This window comes from Shewanella sp. (assembly GCF_048265805.1).
GTDB lineage: Bacteria > Pseudomonadota > Gammaproteobacteria > Enterobacterales > Shewanellaceae > Shewanella.
Genome location: NZ_JBLXAT010000005.1, coordinates 181,704 through 197,583 on the forward strand (window position 1 = coordinate 181,704; position 15,880 = coordinate 197,583).

At 49.4% G+C, this 15,880-nt stretch carries 14 protein-coding genes; 9 read left to right on the forward strand and 5 right to left on the reverse strand.

The window, feature by feature from the left end:
* Window positions 1–53: 53 nt before the first annotated feature.
* Complete coding sequence (locus tag ACN0TT_RS05425) at window positions 54–830, reverse strand: hypothetical protein (protein ID WP_417761121.1); 777 nt, start codon at window positions 828–830, stop codon at window positions 54–56.
* Window positions 831–1,061: 231 nt separating this feature from the next.
* Between ACN0TT_RS05425 and cysB the strand changes: the two genes are divergently transcribed.
* Window positions 1,062–2,036, forward strand: a complete 975-nt coding sequence (cysB, locus tag ACN0TT_RS05430) for an HTH-type transcriptional regulator CysB (protein WP_417761122.1) — start codon at window positions 1,062–1,064, stop codon at window positions 2,034–2,036.
* Between the two features lie 49 nt (window positions 2,037–2,085).
* On the opposite strand, the gene ACN0TT_RS05435 is transcribed toward cysB, so the two are convergent.
* The gene (locus ACN0TT_RS05435) at window positions 2,086–3,462 is read right to left on the reverse strand and encodes an L-serine ammonia-lyase (RefSeq protein ID WP_417761168.1); all 1,377 of its coding nucleotides are present in this window, start codon (window positions 3,460–3,462) and stop codon (window positions 2,086–2,088) included.
* A 283-nt stretch (window positions 3,463–3,745) separates the two neighbouring features.
* Here ACN0TT_RS05435 and nagZ point away from each other — a divergent pair, with 283 nt between their 5' ends.
* The 3 genes from nagZ (at window position 3,746) to ACN0TT_RS05450 (ending at window position 5,727) form a co-directional block, all read left to right on the forward strand.
* Window positions 3,746–4,753, forward strand: coding sequence for a beta-N-acetylhexosaminidase (nagZ, locus tag ACN0TT_RS05440; protein WP_417761123.1), 1,008 nt, complete (start codon window positions 3,746–3,748; stop codon window positions 4,751–4,753).
* 83 nt (window positions 4,754–4,836) lie between these two features.
* Window positions 4,837–5,376: an alpha/beta hydrolase YcfP gene (gene ycfP, locus ACN0TT_RS05445; RefSeq protein WP_417761124.1), complete on the forward strand. Its 540-nt coding sequence runs from the start codon at window positions 4,837–4,839 to the stop codon at window positions 5,374–5,376.
* A gap of 78 nt (window positions 5,377–5,454) precedes the next feature.
* Entirely contained in the window at window positions 5,455–5,727 is a 273-nt protein-coding gene (locus tag ACN0TT_RS05450) for an acylphosphatase (RefSeq protein WP_417761125.1), read from the forward strand.
* Between the two features lie 40 nt (window positions 5,728–5,767).
* Here the strand turns inward: ACN0TT_RS05450 and ACN0TT_RS05455 are convergent, their stop codons facing one another.
* The 3 genes from ACN0TT_RS05455 to ACN0TT_RS05465 all read right to left on the reverse strand — a co-directional run bounded on the left by ACN0TT_RS05455 (window position 5,768) and on the right by ACN0TT_RS05465 (window position 10,858).
* Window positions 5,768–6,736 (reverse strand): peptidoglycan binding protein CsiV, encoded by a 969-nt coding sequence (locus ACN0TT_RS05455; RefSeq protein WP_417761126.1) that lies wholly within the window; start codon window positions 6,734–6,736, stop codon window positions 5,768–5,770.
* Window positions 6,733–10,197 carry a transcription-repair coupling factor gene (gene mfd / locus ACN0TT_RS05460; protein WP_417761127.1) on the reverse strand — a complete coding sequence of 1,155 codons (3,465 nt, stop codon included), beginning with the start codon at window positions 10,195–10,197 and terminating at the stop codon, window positions 6,733–6,735. The genes ACN0TT_RS05455 and mfd overlap by 4 nt, the downstream gene beginning before the upstream one ends.
* A gap of 88 nt (window positions 10,198–10,285) precedes the next feature.
* Window positions 10,286–10,858: a hypothetical protein gene (locus ACN0TT_RS05465; protein ID WP_417761128.1), complete on the reverse strand. Its 573-nt coding sequence runs from the start codon at window positions 10,856–10,858 to the stop codon at window positions 10,286–10,288.
* Window positions 10,859–10,944: 86 nt separating this feature from the next.
* On the opposite strand from ACN0TT_RS05465, the gene ACN0TT_RS05470 reads away from it, so the two are divergent.
* The 5 genes from ACN0TT_RS05470 to ACN0TT_RS05490 all read left to right on the forward strand — a co-directional run bounded on the left by ACN0TT_RS05470 (window position 10,945) and on the right by ACN0TT_RS05490 (window position 15,510).
* Window positions 10,945–12,177 carry a lipoprotein-releasing ABC transporter permease subunit gene (locus ACN0TT_RS05470; RefSeq protein ID WP_417761129.1) on the forward strand — a complete coding sequence of 411 codons (1,233 nt, stop codon included), beginning with the start codon at window positions 10,945–10,947 and terminating at the stop codon, window positions 12,175–12,177.
* A 15-nt stretch (window positions 12,178–12,192) separates the two neighbouring features.
* On the forward strand, window positions 12,193–12,894 hold the full coding sequence (gene lolD, locus ACN0TT_RS05475) for a lipoprotein-releasing ABC transporter ATP-binding protein LolD (protein ID WP_417761130.1): 702 nt from the start codon (window positions 12,193–12,195) through the stop codon (window positions 12,892–12,894).
* A complete protein-coding gene (gene lolE, locus ACN0TT_RS05480) occupies window positions 12,894–14,147 on the forward strand; it encodes a lipoprotein-releasing ABC transporter permease subunit LolE (protein ID WP_417761131.1) in 1,254 nt (417 codons plus the stop codon). The genes lolD and lolE overlap by 1 nt, the downstream gene beginning before the upstream one ends.
* A gap of 387 nt (window positions 14,148–14,534) precedes the next feature.
* Window positions 14,535–15,104 carry a tetratricopeptide repeat protein gene (locus ACN0TT_RS05485; protein ID WP_417761132.1) on the forward strand — a complete coding sequence of 190 codons (570 nt, stop codon included), beginning with the start codon at window positions 14,535–14,537 and terminating at the stop codon, window positions 15,102–15,104.
* Window positions 15,105–15,213: 109 nt separating this feature from the next.
* On the forward strand, window positions 15,214–15,510 hold the full coding sequence (locus ACN0TT_RS05490) for a hypothetical protein (protein WP_417761133.1): 297 nt from the start codon (window positions 15,214–15,216) through the stop codon (window positions 15,508–15,510).
* Window positions 15,511–15,880 lie beyond the last annotated feature (370 nt).

Sequence of the window (15,880 nt, forward strand, 5' to 3'; positions counted from 1 at the left end):
TACAAAAAAGCCAGCTATCTGCTGACCTTCTGTTTGAGCGCCTAATTGTGGTGTTACCATTTTTTCTTCGGCTGGAAGATAACGTCGATATCGTTTTCTTCTTTAGGTTTAGGCGCGCTTGGCGCATTAACTTTGACTTCACCGTTGATTTCGTCCAACAAGGCTTTGGCTTCTTCCACTTTTTTGGCGATAAACGGATCGTTAGGCGTCTGTGCTTTAATGGCATTTAAGGTGCTCAATGCCTTCGTCACCATCTGCCGTGCTGAACCATATTGTTTCAAATAGCAGCTGCTGCGGGCGCGTGACAACATACTGTCAACGTTGATACGCAGTTGTAGGTTGTTGATGCGGCCTTCTTCATTGGCAAATACTGTCGGGTCGATTTTACCTTTATTGTGTTCATCGCGAATGATCGCTCTCAGTTTTTTCAGCGTTTGCACCAACACTAATATTTGACGATCATTTTCTGGCAACTTGAAAGATTCTAATGACGGGATTTGCCCACCACTAGATTTTTGATTATTGATGATGTTATCGAGATCGAGGATACGGCGTTCGTAATCGCCACGCTGCTGTGGGGTCGCTAACTGTAATGCTTGTCGCGCGGCTTCTCGAATACGTCGATAGAGAATAATGCTGACGTTTGGCGAGCAGGGAAACATGCCTGTATTGGCAAGCACTTCTTCAGTTTCTTCCATAATGGCACGTTGTCGAGTGAGCTCAGTGCGCCGCACGGATTCGGCTCGTTCTCTCTGCTGTTGCATAGCATTAAAGCCAACTACTATTAGCAGCAAAGCACCAATGAGCACCAGTACCAACCAAAAGGCCATAGTATTCCTACTAATTTTATAATTTTGTTAATAATATAATAAATCGTATTGGTGAAATAGATACCTTTTCGCAGCTTTTTTGCGAACAACGGCGCACACCAGCATCTGGAGTGAGTTATATTCCAGATTGATTTATTGATTGCTATACACTATAACCAATGATTATAGTATCGCGCCATCTACTGCTGAAAATTTGTTACCTAGCGGTACAAAAAAATCAAGGACTCGCCCATGAAACTGCAGCAATTGCGATATATTGCCGAAGTGGTCAACCACAACCTCAATGTTTCGACTACCGCTGAAAACTTATATACGTCACAACCTGGGATCAGTAAACAGGTTCGCATGCTCGAAGATGAGTTAGGTATTCAGATCTTTGGCCGTAGCGGCAAGCACTTAACGCATGTTACGCCGGCCGGACAGCAAGTTATCCGCATCGCCAACGATATTCTCGGTAAAGTGGAGAGTATCAAAAAGGTGGCTGAGGAGTACACCAAGCCTGATCAAGGTGATCTAAATATCGCCACCACCGATACCCAAGCCCGCTATGCGCTGCCACCGATTATTCAGCAATTTATTCATCGCTATCCGAAAGTGAATCTGCATATGCATCAGGGCAGTCCAGCACAGATCAGTGAAGTTGCCGCCCGAGGTGATGCCGACTTTGCCATCGCCACTGAAGCGATGCACCTGTATAGCGATTTGATCATGTTGCCGTGTTATCACTGGAATCGCTCGGTGGTGGTACAGAAGGATCATCCACTGGCAAGCCGCAGCAACATCAGCATTGAAGAGTTAGCTAAGTTTCCTTTAGTCACCTATGTATTCGGTTTCGATAAAGCGTCTGAAATTGAGAAAGGCTTCAAGCGTGCAGGTGTTGAACCGCGCGTGGTCTTCAGTGCTACCAGTGCGGATGTGCTTAAAACCTATGTACGCCTCGGTCTAGGTGTTGGCATTATCGCCTCAATGGCGATCAACCCAGAAGTCGACACCGATTTAGTCGCCATTGATGCCAGCCATCTGTTCGCGCACAGTACCACAAAGATTGGTTTCCGTAAGGGCAACTTCCTACGTGGTTACATGTATGACTTTATTGAGCGTTTTGCTCCGCATTTGACCCGCGATGTGGTTGAAAAAGCAGAAGCGATTAAAGATTCGATGTTGATTGAAGAGATGTTTGCCAACATCGACTTGCCGATTCGCTAAAACGACTGCACCTAACTAAAAAGCCTGCGCGAAGCAGGCTTTTTGCTGTTTAACACTCGACAATATTAACTGCGAGTCCACCTTTGGCGGTTTCTTTATATTTGCTGCGCATGTCTTTGCCGGTATCCATCATGGTTTTGATCACTTTATCGAGTGACACTTTATGATTACCGTCACCGCGTAGCGCTAAGCGTGAGGCGTTAATTGCCTTGACTGCGCCCATGGCATTACGTTCAATACACGGCACTTGTACTAAGCCACCGACGGGGTCACAGGTGAGCCCAAGGTTGTGCTCCATGCCAATCTCAGCGGCGTTTTCAACATGAGACACGGTGCCACCCATAATCTCGGTTAACGCCGCTGCGGCCATTGAACACGCCACGCCGACTTCGCCCTGGCAACCCACTTCCGCCCCAGAGATTGAGGCATTCTTCTTGTACAAAATACCGATGGCCGCTGCTGTCAGTAAAAAACTGCAACAGGTATCTTCATCGACTTTTTCAACGAAAGTATCGTAATAGCACAGCACGGCAGGAATGATCCCTGCGGCACCATTGGTCGGTGCAGTCACCACGCGTTCGCCCGCGGCATTTTGTTCATTTACCGCCATTGCAAAAAGGTTGACCCAATCCATGGTGTTGAGTGGATCAACGTTATGTTTGCTTTCCGCCTTCAAGCGGCGGTGCAGAGCGGCGGCACGGCGGCGGAGTTTCAGCCCACCAGGCAAAATGCCTTCTTTGCGGCACCCTTTATCGACACATTGCTTCATGGTCTGCCAGATATGCCACAACTGCTCACGCACCAATCGTTCTGGTTGCTGGCTCGTCTCATTGGCCATCATCAATGCGGCAATGCTTAAGCCGTTGTCGTTACATAGACTGACCAGTTCGGCGGCGGTGTCAAAGTCATAGGGCGCACGTTTCATCGGCGTCGCTGGTGAGGCGTTTTTGGCAAGGATCTCATCTTCATCGAGGATGAAGCCGCCACCTACCGAGTAATAGGTGCGTTGCGCAATCACTTGCCCCGCTTTGAGCGCGTATAACGTCATGGCGTTGGCATGTGCTGGCAGCGTTTTACGACGATGGAAGGTAATGCCATGCTCGCGGGTGAACTTTACCCGCTGCTGATTCGCAAGACATAACTGTTGCTGCTGTTCCACGTCAGCCAAGGTGGCATCAATGGTATCGGTGTCTACCGTCTCCGGGGCAGCGCCCATCAGACCCAAGATCACCGCTTTACCCGTACCATGGCCTTTGCCTGTTTGACCAAGCGAGCCAAAGAGTTCGGCTTGCAGTTCATCTACTTCGCCGAGTAGCTGTTGTTCAGCTAAACGGTCGATGAAAAATTTACCGGCTTTCATTGGGCCAACCGTGTGGGAGCTGGAGGGACCAATACCAATTTTAAACATGTCGAAAACGCTAATCATCATGCAACCTTGATTTCAGCTTTATTATTATGCGTATGGTGCTTGGCAGCCATTAAAGGGCTGTTACCGCCAGTTAAATATGGTTAGGATGTGGCGATATCCAAGTGCTTTGCGCGCCAGTATCCCACAAAAATGCTCCGAGTTTGCATTAGTTATTTTTATCGATAACTCATCGCATTAGTCTGACTAAAACGAGGCATTACTGGGGCATTTATTATAGTCAACGGTTACCCGTTTGGGGCTAATTGCTGGTGTTCTCCATGTTATTCGATAAGGAAACAGAATGAGTTATCTGATGCTTGATATTGAAGGTGTGCAACTTCAGCCCGAAGAAGCACAGGTGCTGCAGTACTCGGCCGTTGGTGGTTTGATTTTGTTCAGCCGCAATTATCAGCATCGGAGCCAGTTGCAAAGCTTGATTAGGGCGATTCGAGCGGTGCGGCCGGATCTGCTTATTGCTGTTGATCATGAAGGTGGTCGGGTGCAGCGTTTCCGTGAAGGCTTTACTGCCATTCCAGCCATGGGCGATATTTTACCTGCGGCCAGCTCGTTGGCAGAAGCTAAAACATGGGCGCAGGAATTGGGCTTTTTAATGGCGGTTGAGCTACTCGCTTGCGATGTGGATTTGAGTTTTGCACCTGTGCTTGATCTCAACGGTGTTAGTCAGGTGATTGGCACTCGTAGCTTTTCGCCCAAAGCGGATGAAGTCACCCAGCTTGCTCGCGCATTTATCAGCGGCATGCAGCAAGCAGGTATGGCCGCAGTTGGTAAGCATTTCCCGGGCCATGGCAGCGTTGCCGTTGACACACATTTAGCGAGTGCTGTTGATCCGCGCAGCTTTGCTGAGATTGACGCCACTGATATGCCACCATTCAAAACCTTGATTGCTGAAGGGCGTTTGCAAGGGATAATGCCCGCGCATGTGATCTATTCAGCGGTCGATTCGCAGCCAGCAGGATTCAGCCAGTATTGGCTGCAACAGGTGCTACGCCAGCAATTGCAGTTCAACGGGGTGATTTTTTCTGATGACTTAGGCATGAAAGGCGCCGCCGTCGCGGGGGATTATCGTGCCCGCGCGCAAGCGGCATTAGCCGCTGGTTGTAATATGGTGCTAGTCTGTAACGACCCCGCAGGCGCCCGCAGTTTGTTGCAGGATTTTACTTGGCCACAAGAGGATGCGTCATTGTTTGCCGCCTTGAAGCCAGATAGCACACAGGTGATGCAAGCATTGCAGAACGACACTCGCTGGCAAGCGGCGATGCAAATTGCGCAGAAAATCAGCGCAGCGTGATGTTAATTTGATGTGGCACAAGCTAATTCACGGCTAACTTGGTTAGTTTGAAAGGTTACGGCAACGAGTAAAGGACAGCACTGATGATTCTCTATCTACATGGATTTGATGCAACCAGCCCCGGCAACCATGAGAAAATTCGCCAATTGCAGTTTATTGATGATGACGTGCGCCTGGTGAGTTACAGCACCTTGTATCCTAAGTACGATATGCAGCATCTGCTCAATGAGGTACATAAGCAGCTTAAGCTGACAGAGGATCATCAGCCGTTAATGGTCGGTGTTGGATTAGGCGGATTTTGGGCGGAGCGTATCGGCTTTTTGGCTGGCATTCGTACCGTGTTAGTTAATCCGAACCTGTGGCCGGAAGAGAACATGGGCGATAAAATTGATCGTCCCGAGGAATACGCCGATATTGCCCACAAGTGTGTTACCGATTTTCGAACCAAGAATCGGCAACAGGCCTTATGTTTGCTCTCTGCCGAAGATGAGTTGCTCGACAGTAGCCGCAGCGAGGCGCTACTCGGTCAATATTACCAAGTGATTATTGATCGGCAGCAACCCCACAAGTTTCCATCGCTTTCTAGCCATATGGTGGCGATTAAAGCATTCAAGCAAGCGTAAGGTAAATCGTCGACAAATATTGCTTTTTGGCTGCAAGAGTGCTTGATTTAACGTTAGTTATTGAGCAAGGGGCAAACCATGAAACGTGTGCTGTTAACGATAACTGGAAAAGTACAAGGCGTGGGTTTTCGTCGCTATGCAATGCAACGTGCGCGAGCGTTAGGGCTAACGGGCTATGTATGCAACTTAGATGATGGCAGCGTCGAGCTGTTGGTGCAGGGCGCGTATCCAGCGGTTGATCAATTGATTGCCGAATGCGAAATCGGCCCACCTTATGCGGATGTGCGCGATGTGTTGGTGGAGGAAGATGACCGCGATGAAATCTATCTCGACTTTTCCGTTACTGGCTGAAGCCGCTGTGGACGACTTCAGCCTCAACCACAATTACTGATTACTCATTAGTTGTTGGCTCATCAGCCTCTTCTGGCTGCTCGTCATCTTCCAGTGGCCCTGCCACTGGTTGCTGCATCTTTCTCACCTGCAACAACATACCTAAACGTGGATGATCAAAATAATGCAGTTCGCCACTGCGAATGCGGCGGTTCTGCTCCATCGGTATCGCCCTAAGGTAAGGAATGATCGTCGCCGCTGTTTGCATGGTTTCATCCGCTTGCAGCGCTTTCTGCTCTGGCTCACGTAAATTGAATTGTGTTTCCACATAGAGGTAGTGGCTCAAATAGATGGTCAGTAACCCATCAAACTGCCACACCGGTGCTGAAGTTGCTTTCTCGGTAAGTTGGCCATAACCGTATTGGTTATTTTTGGCCTCGGTTGATACAGGCATGCCGTTGGCTTGAAACTGCTCAGCGTAGTTTTTACCAGCAAACAGATGTATTGGTTGCGATGTACGACGCGGGCGCATCTCTTGCTGCCATGTCATATGCAGCAGAGGTTCAACACCTAAGCGCCGTAACTTGCTGATCTCATCATCAAATTGTGCTTTGTTGGCTTCGAGCAATACTGCGGCGGGTTGTGCAGGGTTTTTACCTTCAACCGGCACCACGTTGACAGGAATATGCTTGGGCAATACTAAGGTGTTGCCGCTGTTGATATTTTGGCAAGGCGTTTGGGTGTTGCTACTGCCGCTACTGGTCAGGCCGAAGCTATTGCCGCCCCAACTGTTTTGGTTGCAATCATTCAACGCCATTGATACGCCGGTGATGTCATTAGCAACTTGTGGTGTAATCAAATCAATCGCGTTATCAGTTTTGAGCGTCAGCGGGCTGGCAGGCCAGTGTTCAGTCACATTGGTTGGGCGCTCAAATAGATACACCTCAACTTCATACCAAGGATAACTGGCCGCCTGTACTGACATTGCAGTTAGGCTCGCCACGGTTGCTAACAATAGATGTTTTATCACGCTCGGTCTCCCACCCGGTGTTGCGTTAACTGCTTAAGTAGCAGTTGTGCGGTGTCTAGTCGCTCTTTGCTGCTTTCCATCGTCATGGCGAACTTTAACTTATTCGGTCCGTCCATTCGATAGATTTGTGGCTGCGATTGCAGCAAGCCGATGATAAAGCCAGGATCGACAATATGATCATCGGTAAATTCTAAGCTGCCGCCACGGCTATGCATCTCTAGCTTTTTAATGCCAAGCACTGTTGCTTGGTGTTTTAGCAAGGTCATTGCCATGAGGTTTTTGGTTGGCTCTGGCAACAAGCCAAAGCGGTCAATTAACTCGACTTTCAGTTCATCTAATGAGGCTTCTGTGTGGCAGTTGGCAATGCGTTTATAGAGTGAGAGACGAATATTCACGTCGCCCACGTAATCTTCTGGCAGCAGTGCAGGGATACGTAGCTCCATTTCGCACTGCTCGTTTAGCATCTGCGCTAATGACGGCTCTTTCCCCTGTTTGAGCGCTTTCACGGCGGACTCCAACATCTCCATATACAGGCTAAAGCCAATTTTGGAGATATGGCCGCTTTGCTCTTCGCCTAGCAGTTCACCAGCACCGCGGATCTCTAAGTCCTGTGTGGCCAGCATAAAACCAGCGCCCAAATCTTCTAAGGCATCAATCGCTTCTAAGCGCTTGCGAGCATCGCTGGTCATCCGTTTGGGATGCGGTGTCATCAAGTAGGCATAGGCTTGGTGATGCGAACGCCCAACTCGGCCACGCAACTGGTGCAACTGCGCTAAACCAAAATTATCGGCACGCTCAATGACGATAGTGTTGGCGCTTGGTACGTCGATACCGGTTTCGATAATGGTGGTACACACCAATACGTTGTAACGGCGATGGTAAAAGTCAGACATGACCCGTTCCAGCTCGCGTTCACGCATCTGGCCGTGTGCCACAACGACGCGTGCTTCTGGTACCAATTCACGCAGATCTGCGGCGGTTTTTTCAATGCTTTCTACGTTGTTGTGCAAGTAATACACTTGACCACCACGTAAAATTTCACGCTGCAGCGCCTCACGTACCGTGGTTTTATCGTATTCACGCACAAAGGTTTTTACCGCTAAGCGTTTGGCGGGCGGGGTCGCGATAATGGATAGATCACGCATACCCGACATCGCCATATTCAACGTGCGAGGAATCGGTGTCGCCGTGAGCGTGAGAATATCCACGTTGGCGCGCAACGCTTTAATTTTCTCTTTTTGACGCACACCAAAGCGGTGCTCTTCGTCGATGACCAGTAAACCGAGATCTTCAAACTTAACGTCAGTATTAAGCAGCTTGTGCGTGCCAATAACGATATCTACTTTGCCTTCAGCCAACGCATCAATCACTTGGCTCTGCTCTTTGGCGGTGCGGAAACGCGACATAACTTCAATGCGCACTGGCCAATCGGCAAAGCGGTCTTTAAAGTTTTCAAAGTGTTGCTGCGCGAGCAGGGTAGTGGGTACTAACACCACCACTTGTTTTCCGGCGTTGACGGCGACAAATGCGGCGCGCATAGCCACTTCGGTTTTACCGAAGCCAACATCACCGCACACTAGGCGATCCATGGCGGTGGCGGCTTGCATGTCATGCAATACCGCATCAATGGCATTTTCTTGGTCAACGGTTTCTTCAAATGGGAAGCTTTGAGCAAACTGCGCGTACTCGGTGTCATCCAATTCACAGGCAAACCCCGGCCGTGCTTGGCGGCGGGCGTAGACGTCCAAAAGCTCGGCGGCCACGTCGCGGATACGTTCAATGGCTTTTTTGCGTGCTTTGGCCCAGCTTTCGTTGCCGAGCTTGTTCAGTGCTGGATCTTCTTCCGGCCCAGTGGTGTAGCGGCTGATGAGGTGCAGTGACGACACGGGCACGTAGAGTTTGTCACCACCGGCGTATTCTAGCTTAAGGTATTCAGCCACCATGCCGCCGGTATCTAAGGTTTCTAAGCCTTGATATAGCGCCACGCCGTGCTCGATGTGCACAATCGCTTGGCCGACTTTGAGCTCGGCCAAATCGCGGATTAGCGCATCTTGGCTAACTTGGCGTTGTTTATCGCGGCGACGTTGCTGCGAAATGCGCGCACCAAATAGCTCAGTTTCGCAGATGATGCTGATATCGGGTTGGGTTAAGCGGCAACCTTGCGACAGCGGCGAGACAATTAAGCCGTGGTTGTCTTTGGCGTTGATAAACTCGGCCACGCTGTTAAAGCGGCTCGGCTTAATGCCAATCTTGCTCAACAGCTCTTGCAGGGCTTCGCGGCGACCTTCAGATTCGGCACTAAACAGCACTCGTCCCGCCTCTGCAAGGTAACCCGCCAACGCGGCCATCGGTTGGCGTAACTTGTGGTTTACCGTTAGCTCTGGCAGTGGTGTCAATTCCGCCAACAGTTGATGCTTCTGCTCAGTTTGGGTCAGTTGTACTCGAGGGCGTGCTTTGAGTTCACCAAACAGTTGGTCAGTGAGCAGGTATAAATCTTGTGGTGCTAATAGCGGCCGCAGTGGGTCAACACGGCGGTCTTCATAACGTTGTTGGATCTGTTTCAGGTGTTCATCGGCTGCGGCAGCTAAATCACCGACGGTGAGCAGTTGCACAGCTGGCGTAAGGTAATCGAACAGGGTGGCCGTTTCATCAAAAAATAGCGGCAGGTAGTTTTCAATCCCTGCTGGAAGTAAGTGGCGACTTACCTGTTGATAGACAGATTCAGGCTCTTTTACGACCACTTCAAAGTAGCGCCGATAGCGCTGGCGGAAGCCTTCGATAGCCGCATCGTCGGTAGGAAATTCGCGCGCGGGTAGCATGCGGATTTCATCGACAGGGGCTTTTGAGAGTTGGCTGTCAGCTTCAAAATAGCGAATCGATTCCACTTCATCATCGAATAGTTCGATGCGCAGCGGTTCGGCCGAGCCCATCGGGAAAATATCGATAATCGAGCCGCGAATGGCAAACTCGCCATGTTCATACACCTGACCCACGTTGTGATAACCCGCGTCGACCAGATATTGGCGCATCTGTTCCAGCGGATATTTATCGCCCTTTTTGAGCAACATAACGTTGGCAGACAAGAAAGATTTAGGCGGCAGGCGCACCATCAAGGTACTGACAGGGACAATCAATAGCCCTTTTTGCGCGGTGGGGAGCCGTGACAAGGTTTCTAACCGTTGTGAAATCAGGTCTTGATGCGGTGAAAAACTATCAAACGGCAAGGTTTCACGATCGGGAAATAACCACACTGGCAGGTTGTCTGCTAGCAGATAACTCAGCTCCGCCTCTAGCGTCATCGCGCTCGGCGTGTCTGGTGTTATGAGTACCGAAATACCATCGTGGCCTTTGGCCAATTGCGCTAGGGTAAGTGCTCTGGCAACGCCTTCAGGGGCGTTAAGGTAGCGGACATCGCCCGCTTTACTGGCGCTCGGTGGCGCCATTACGGAAAAAACGGTCATTAACTGAGGGATTCAACTGCTCGCCAATAAATTGCGCATCATTGTAGAGAGTTGTGTCCCTCAGTGCCAGTCCAGCGCACCATGCTACTTAGCGATTACCTTTGCGCTGTTGCAGCTGTTTTTGCTGAATATTGAGGCTGGCTTTGACTAACTGTTCCACTTCGGCGTCGTTGATCACGCGGTAGGCTAAGTCCACTAAGTATGCGGCTTGGTTATCCGGATCGATACGGCAATCAATCACCTCGGCAAAGCATAAGATGCTGAGCACTTCTTCGCGGATAAACAGCGTCAGTTTAACCAACTGATGCACTTCAAATGGTTGGTCGCTGTGTACTTGGCAGTTACTGCCGCCAAATTGTAACCCGGTGCAGTGAACGCCATCTTTGGTCTCTTGCTCTAGTAGATGTTGCAGTACCAAGTCGATTTTACGCGATTGCAACTTCATATAATCAGCAATGGCACGAGCGTCATCGCCCAGATGACGCAGCTGCAACATGTAGCTGCCCTCAAGCGCTTTAACTTCGCTGATGAGCTGCATCCCTTTCGATTTTAAGCGGTGCAACTCGTCTTCACTGGGGAGTGCTTTGCCTGCGGGCCAGAGTGACAAATAGGCATCAAACGGGTGCAATACACTGAAATAAGCGTTACTGTCGGTATTCAAGGGCGATGCCTCTTGTAATTAACGGGGTAATCCACCTATTATCGTGCCCACTTCAATGATTTAGCAAGGGAGATGCGGCGCTTCACATGAATCCTGCCCTGTCGTGTTTTATAGGCTATCGCTACTGGCGCGCGCGTAAGTCCAACGCTTTTGCCTCATTTATCACTTTTTTTGCCGTGAGCGGTATCTTTCTCGGGGTGGCAGCACTGATTGTTGTCAGCTCGGTAATGAACGGCCTTGAAGGCCAACTCAAACAACGCATTCTTGGCGCTATTCCACAACTGACGGTTCATACCGCCAAGCCGCTGGCGGATTGGCATCAAGTGGAAACTCGCCTCAACGCGTTGCCGGGTGTCAAAGGTGTCGAGCCATCTATCTTTACTCAAGCCATGGTGCAGTCACCGAGTAATATTCAAGCGGTGGCGGTGTATGGTGTGTTTCCTGAGACTGACAAATCACTGTCGCCGTTGGCGGCACACACCTTTAATGAAGCGTTTAAATTGTTACAAGCTGGTGGTTATTATGTGCTGTTAGGGAGCGAACTGGCGCAACGTTTAAGTGTGGTGCCGGGGGATAAAGTCCGTTTACTCAGCGGTGAAGGCGTGGTGTATTCACCATTTGGCCCAGTACCAAGCCAACGTACGTTTACCGTGGCGGGCGTGTTTGAAATGGGCTCGCAGGTGGATGCCAATGTCGCGTACCTACACTACAGCGATGCGCGCCGCCTGATGCGCAAAAACGGTGATGATATTGAAGACTTACGTATCTTCCTCACTGATCCGTTCCTCGCCCCAGCATTAGCGCAGCCTGTAGAACAGCTGCTGCAAGCACAGGGCATCGACGCGCAGGTGAACGATTGGCGCGATAGCTATGGCCACCTGTTTGCTGCGGTAAAAATGGAAAAGAACATGATGTCGCTGCTACTGAGCCTGATTATTGCCGTGGCAGCGTTTAACATTGTTTCCGCCTTGGTGATGATGGTGGTGGATAAAACCGCCGATGTGGCGGTGTTAAAAACCCAAGGACTGAGTCCCGCCGCCGTGATGTTGGTATTTATCAGTCAAGGGTCAATGAATGCACTGGTCGGCTTGATATTGGGACTAACGGTCGGTGTATTAGCCACACTTTATATTAATCCGATTATGAGCATCTTTGGGCTGCACATTTTGGGCGTAGGGCAGCAGTTGCCCGTGATGCTAGATCTCGGGCAACTGGGCTTAATTGCCGTTGGCACAGTGGTGCTGACCTTGCTTGCTACACTGTATCCAGCGGCACGCGCCGCGGCGGTACAACCTGCCAATGCGTTACGTTACGAATAACAAAGAGAAAGTTACATGGAAAAGCCGCCGTTGTTGCAAGTGATAGACGTAAGCAAAAGCTATCAAGAAGGCAAAGTCAGCACGCCTGTGCTGCATGAAGTGTCACTCACCGTCAATGCTGGCGAGCAGCTCGCCATTGTCGGTAGCTCTGGCTCAGGTAAAAGCACGTTGCTACATATCATGGGTACATTGGATAAACCCTCTGCTGGCAAAGTGTTACTTGATGGCGAGGACTTGTATCGCCTTTCCGTCACTAAACAAGCCAAGATGCGTAACGAGCAGTTGGGCTTTATCTACCAATTCCACCACCTGTTACCTGAGTTTTCCGCGTTAGAAAACGTATCAATGCCGGGTTGGATTGCGGGTGAAAACAAAAAACGGGTGGCTGAGCGCGCGGCAGAATTGCTCGAGCGCGTGGGTTTGAGCCACCGCTTAAAACATCTGCCGTCGGAGCTTTCTGGTGGTGAGCGGCAGCGCGTGGCAATTGCCAGAGCGTTGATCAATCAGCCGCGTTTAGTGTTGGCGGATGAACCGACCGGTAACCTTGATGCCAGCAGTGGTGAAGCGGTGTACCAGTTGGTGCAAGAGCTTGCCAAACAGTACAACACTGCATTTGTGGTCGTCACGCATGATCAAGTCTTGGCAGCGCGCATGGACCGACAACTGCATATGGTGGATGGTCATCTGCAGCCCGTTGATGCGGCGGGGCAAAACTGATGTCGTGGCCGTTACCGTTAACCATTGGCTGGCGTTTTTATCGCGCGCGTGAGCGCAGCGGTTTTGTCAGTTTTATCTCATTTGCCTCTACCTCAGGCATCGCCCTTGGCGTTGCAGTGCTGATCCTAGTGTTGTCTGCCATGAACGGCTTTGAAACTGAGCTAGAAAAACGCCTGCTGGGCGTGGTGCCGCATGGCGAGTTATTGGCTGCCGATACGCCGTTTACGACTTGGCCACAAATGGTCGAGCAAGCCAGCGGTATTGAGGGCATTGTGGCCGCCGCGCCCAATGTCAAAATTCAAGGATTGTTGCAAAAGCCAGGGGGCTTTGAAGGGGTGCAGATCACTGGCATCGAGCCTGATTTAGAAGCCAAGGTGTCACGTCTGCCGCAATTTATGTCTGCCGAGTCATGGCAGAGCTTGCAAGGCGACCAAGCCAACATTGTGATGGGACAAGGTATCCTCGACAAAATGGGCTTGAAAGTGGGCGATGCAGTGACGTTTTATCTGCCGCCACCCAAGTCGCAAGCGGGGTTAGGCCAGATTGGCCGTGCGCGTAGCCATACCTTAACGATTAGTGGCAGTTTCAGTATCGGCGGGGAGTTAGATTATGCCAACGCTTATGTGCCGCTGAAATACGCCCAATCATTGATGGGGCTCGGTGATGCCGTTAATACCGTGCGGATCCGTGTTGCTCGCGTGTTTGAAGCGCCATCGCTGGTGCGTTTGTTTGGTCGGCAACAGCAGCAACTGATGTATGTCAGTGATTGGACCCGTACCCAAGGCCATCTCTATCAAGATATTCAGATGGTGCGTACCTTGATGTATCTAGTTTTAGCACTAGTGATTGCCGTAGCTTGCTTCAATATTGTGTCTACCTTAGTCATGGCGGTGCGTGATAAAGCGGCTGAGATTGCCATTCTCATGACCATGGGGCTAAAACGTCGTGCTGTGATGGTGGTGTTTATTGTGCAAGGTGCACTCAACGGCGTGGTCGGTGCCGTCATTGGTGGCGTGGCTGGCGTGTTGTTAGCTGACAACTTGTCATCGCTTGCCGCTAAAATTGAACAGCTGACAGGTCATCAATTTCTGTCCGCCGATGTGTATTTCATCGACTTTCTGCCATCGCGGATTGAAGTGCACGATATCGTATTAGTGATTGCTACCGCATTAGTCATGAGCTTGTTTGCCACGGTATATCCCGCATTTCGTGCTAGCCGTATTGCGCCAGCAGAAGCACTGGCTGGGCGTTAGTTCACGAATCTGATAGACATACCTTTCTGTTTATATGGCAGCGTTCCGCCAGAACGCTGCCTTCATGTAAGTGATAATGCCCAAGTCGAATTGACTCGTTGTCTATGGCACAGTCAAACGTAGGCTTTCTCGCTGACAAATTGTCATCCATTTCATTTGAATGTTGTCCTTCTTTGAAATGCCTAAACGCTGGACAGGCTTACAGTCATATTGAAATCATCACAAATTTTATCCCAACCTCGTGCGCGTTTTTACACTTCAATATAAATAAATACCATTAAAATCATGTGATTATAAATCCTGCCGGTTAGATAATAGGTTTGGGAAACACGCATGCGCACGAATAAAATGTTAGACGAGACGCATACAACAAAGTAAGGAGAGCACATGGAAGATTCTGAAATAGATAGGACTAGCGAAGCTGAGCAGTATCATTTGAAAGCTCAATTTATCCTGCATGAATTGCAAGCAAATAAGCAAGTCTATGGTTCAAACTCAGCATTAGCTGGAGCGAATCCTGCAAATGTTGATTTAGCGCTTCAATATATCAATCGATCTTTAGAGATTGACTCAGACAATCCCGTATTTCTTAACCTTAAAGCTTTGTTGCTTTGGGAAGGAAAAGGAAATAAAGATGAAGCTATACCTTTATTGGAGCGAGCGGCTGAGTTGAATCCGAGAGATATCGATATTCAGAATAACCTTAACGCAATTAAGACTTCACAGTGCATTGTCGCAACTGCTGCTTTCGGAACGCCTTTGGCAAGCGAAGTAAATACCCTTCGATTATGGCGAGATAATGTACTAAAAAAGTCTACGTTAGGAAGGTTGTTTGTTTCCATTTATTATACAGTCAGTCCGCCGATAGCAAGGCTGGTTGCGCGTAGTATATTTTTGCGCGGCATTACCCGTGGTGTATTACGACCAATAGTGCATTGTGTTAAAAGTAAATTGTGATTCGTCTAACAAGGCTAGTCAGCCACGCTCCCGTTGGTCGCTGGACTTCAAACCCGCTGCTGGCGGCGTTAGCTGGTAAGTGGGAGATTCATCAGAAAAAGGATTGTCTATGTTTAAAGAACCGATAAAGTCATCATTTGCAACGGTACAAATAGGCGTGGCTAAGGCGGATGGTAAGCTGTCATTGACGGATACAGAGGTTGTTTTTGTCCCATTTAATGAGCAGCTTGGCCTCGGTCCCTACCATATCAAGCGTGATGAAATAAGGTCAGTGATTCAAGATGTGGGTAAGGGTGGTGGGATCATTCCGATCACAACCGATGCGATTCGAATCACTTTATCAAATGAGTCAACGTTTGTTTTTATCACGGCTAATCCGAAACAGTGGGTCGAAATTATCAGCTAACAAGGCGTTAAAGTCGGACTTGGCACGCTTGGCATTTCAATTTGCGTTTGGTTTAGTGATTAGGGCGTTGTGCGGTCACTTTTGTAGTGTGTGCCGACGCCCTTAACGCGGCGTTATGTGACACGCATTAAATTTAGGGTTTTCGCCAATTTTTAGCGAAAACAGCAATTTTACAATGTCTTCAAAAGCGCTGAATGCCGCATATTCTCTGCGTTTAGCGATTGGTACAGTTTTTGCTGAGACAATATGGACAAATTCGTTTAAAGGAATAAAAAATGAAAAAAACACTCACGTCCACTCTCTTAATTGCTTTTCTATTATTGCTTTATTCACAGTTTACTGAATTAGCTTATAAATTTGGTTTTGCAGA

Excerpts from the sequence above, each read along its gene's own strand:
- ACN0TT_RS05435 (WP_417761168.1), bottom strand. The coding sequence starts at position 3,462 with ATGATTAGCGTTTTCGACATGTTTAAAATTGGTATTGGTCCCTCCAGC.
- mfd (WP_417761127.1), bottom strand. The coding sequence starts at position 10,197 with ATGACCGTTTTTTCCGTAATGGCGCCACCGAGCGCCAGTAAAGCGGGC.
- ACN0TT_RS05490 (WP_417761133.1), top strand. The coding sequence starts at position 15,214 with ATGTTTAAAGAACCGATAAAGTCATCATTTGCAACGGTACAAATAGGC.
- ACN0TT_RS05470 (WP_417761129.1), top strand. The coding sequence starts at position 10,945 with ATGAATCCTGCCCTGTCGTGTTTTATAGGCTATCGCTACTGGCGCGCG.
- ACN0TT_RS05485 (WP_417761132.1), top strand. The coding sequence starts at position 14,535 with ATGGAAGATTCTGAAATAGATAGGACTAGCGAAGCTGAGCAGTATCAT.
- lolD (WP_417761130.1), top strand. The coding sequence starts at position 12,193 with ATGGAAAAGCCGCCGTTGTTGCAAGTGATAGACGTAAGCAAAAGCTAT.
- lolE (WP_417761131.1), top strand. The coding sequence starts at position 12,894 with ATGTCGTGGCCGTTACCGTTAACCATTGGCTGGCGTTTTTATCGCGCG.
- ACN0TT_RS05450 (WP_417761125.1), top strand. The coding sequence starts at position 5,455 with ATGAAACGTGTGCTGTTAACGATAACTGGAAAAGTACAAGGCGTGGGT.
- cysB (WP_417761122.1), top strand. The coding sequence starts at position 1,062 with ATGAAACTGCAGCAATTGCGATATATTGCCGAAGTGGTCAACCACAAC.
- ycfP (WP_417761124.1), top strand. The coding sequence starts at position 4,837 with ATGATTCTCTATCTACATGGATTTGATGCAACCAGCCCCGGCAACCAT.
- ACN0TT_RS05425 (WP_417761121.1), bottom strand. The coding sequence starts at position 830 with ATGGCCTTTTGGTTGGTACTGGTGCTCATTGGTGCTTTGCTGCTAATA.
- nagZ (WP_417761123.1), top strand. The coding sequence starts at position 3,746 with ATGAGTTATCTGATGCTTGATATTGAAGGTGTGCAACTTCAGCCCGAA.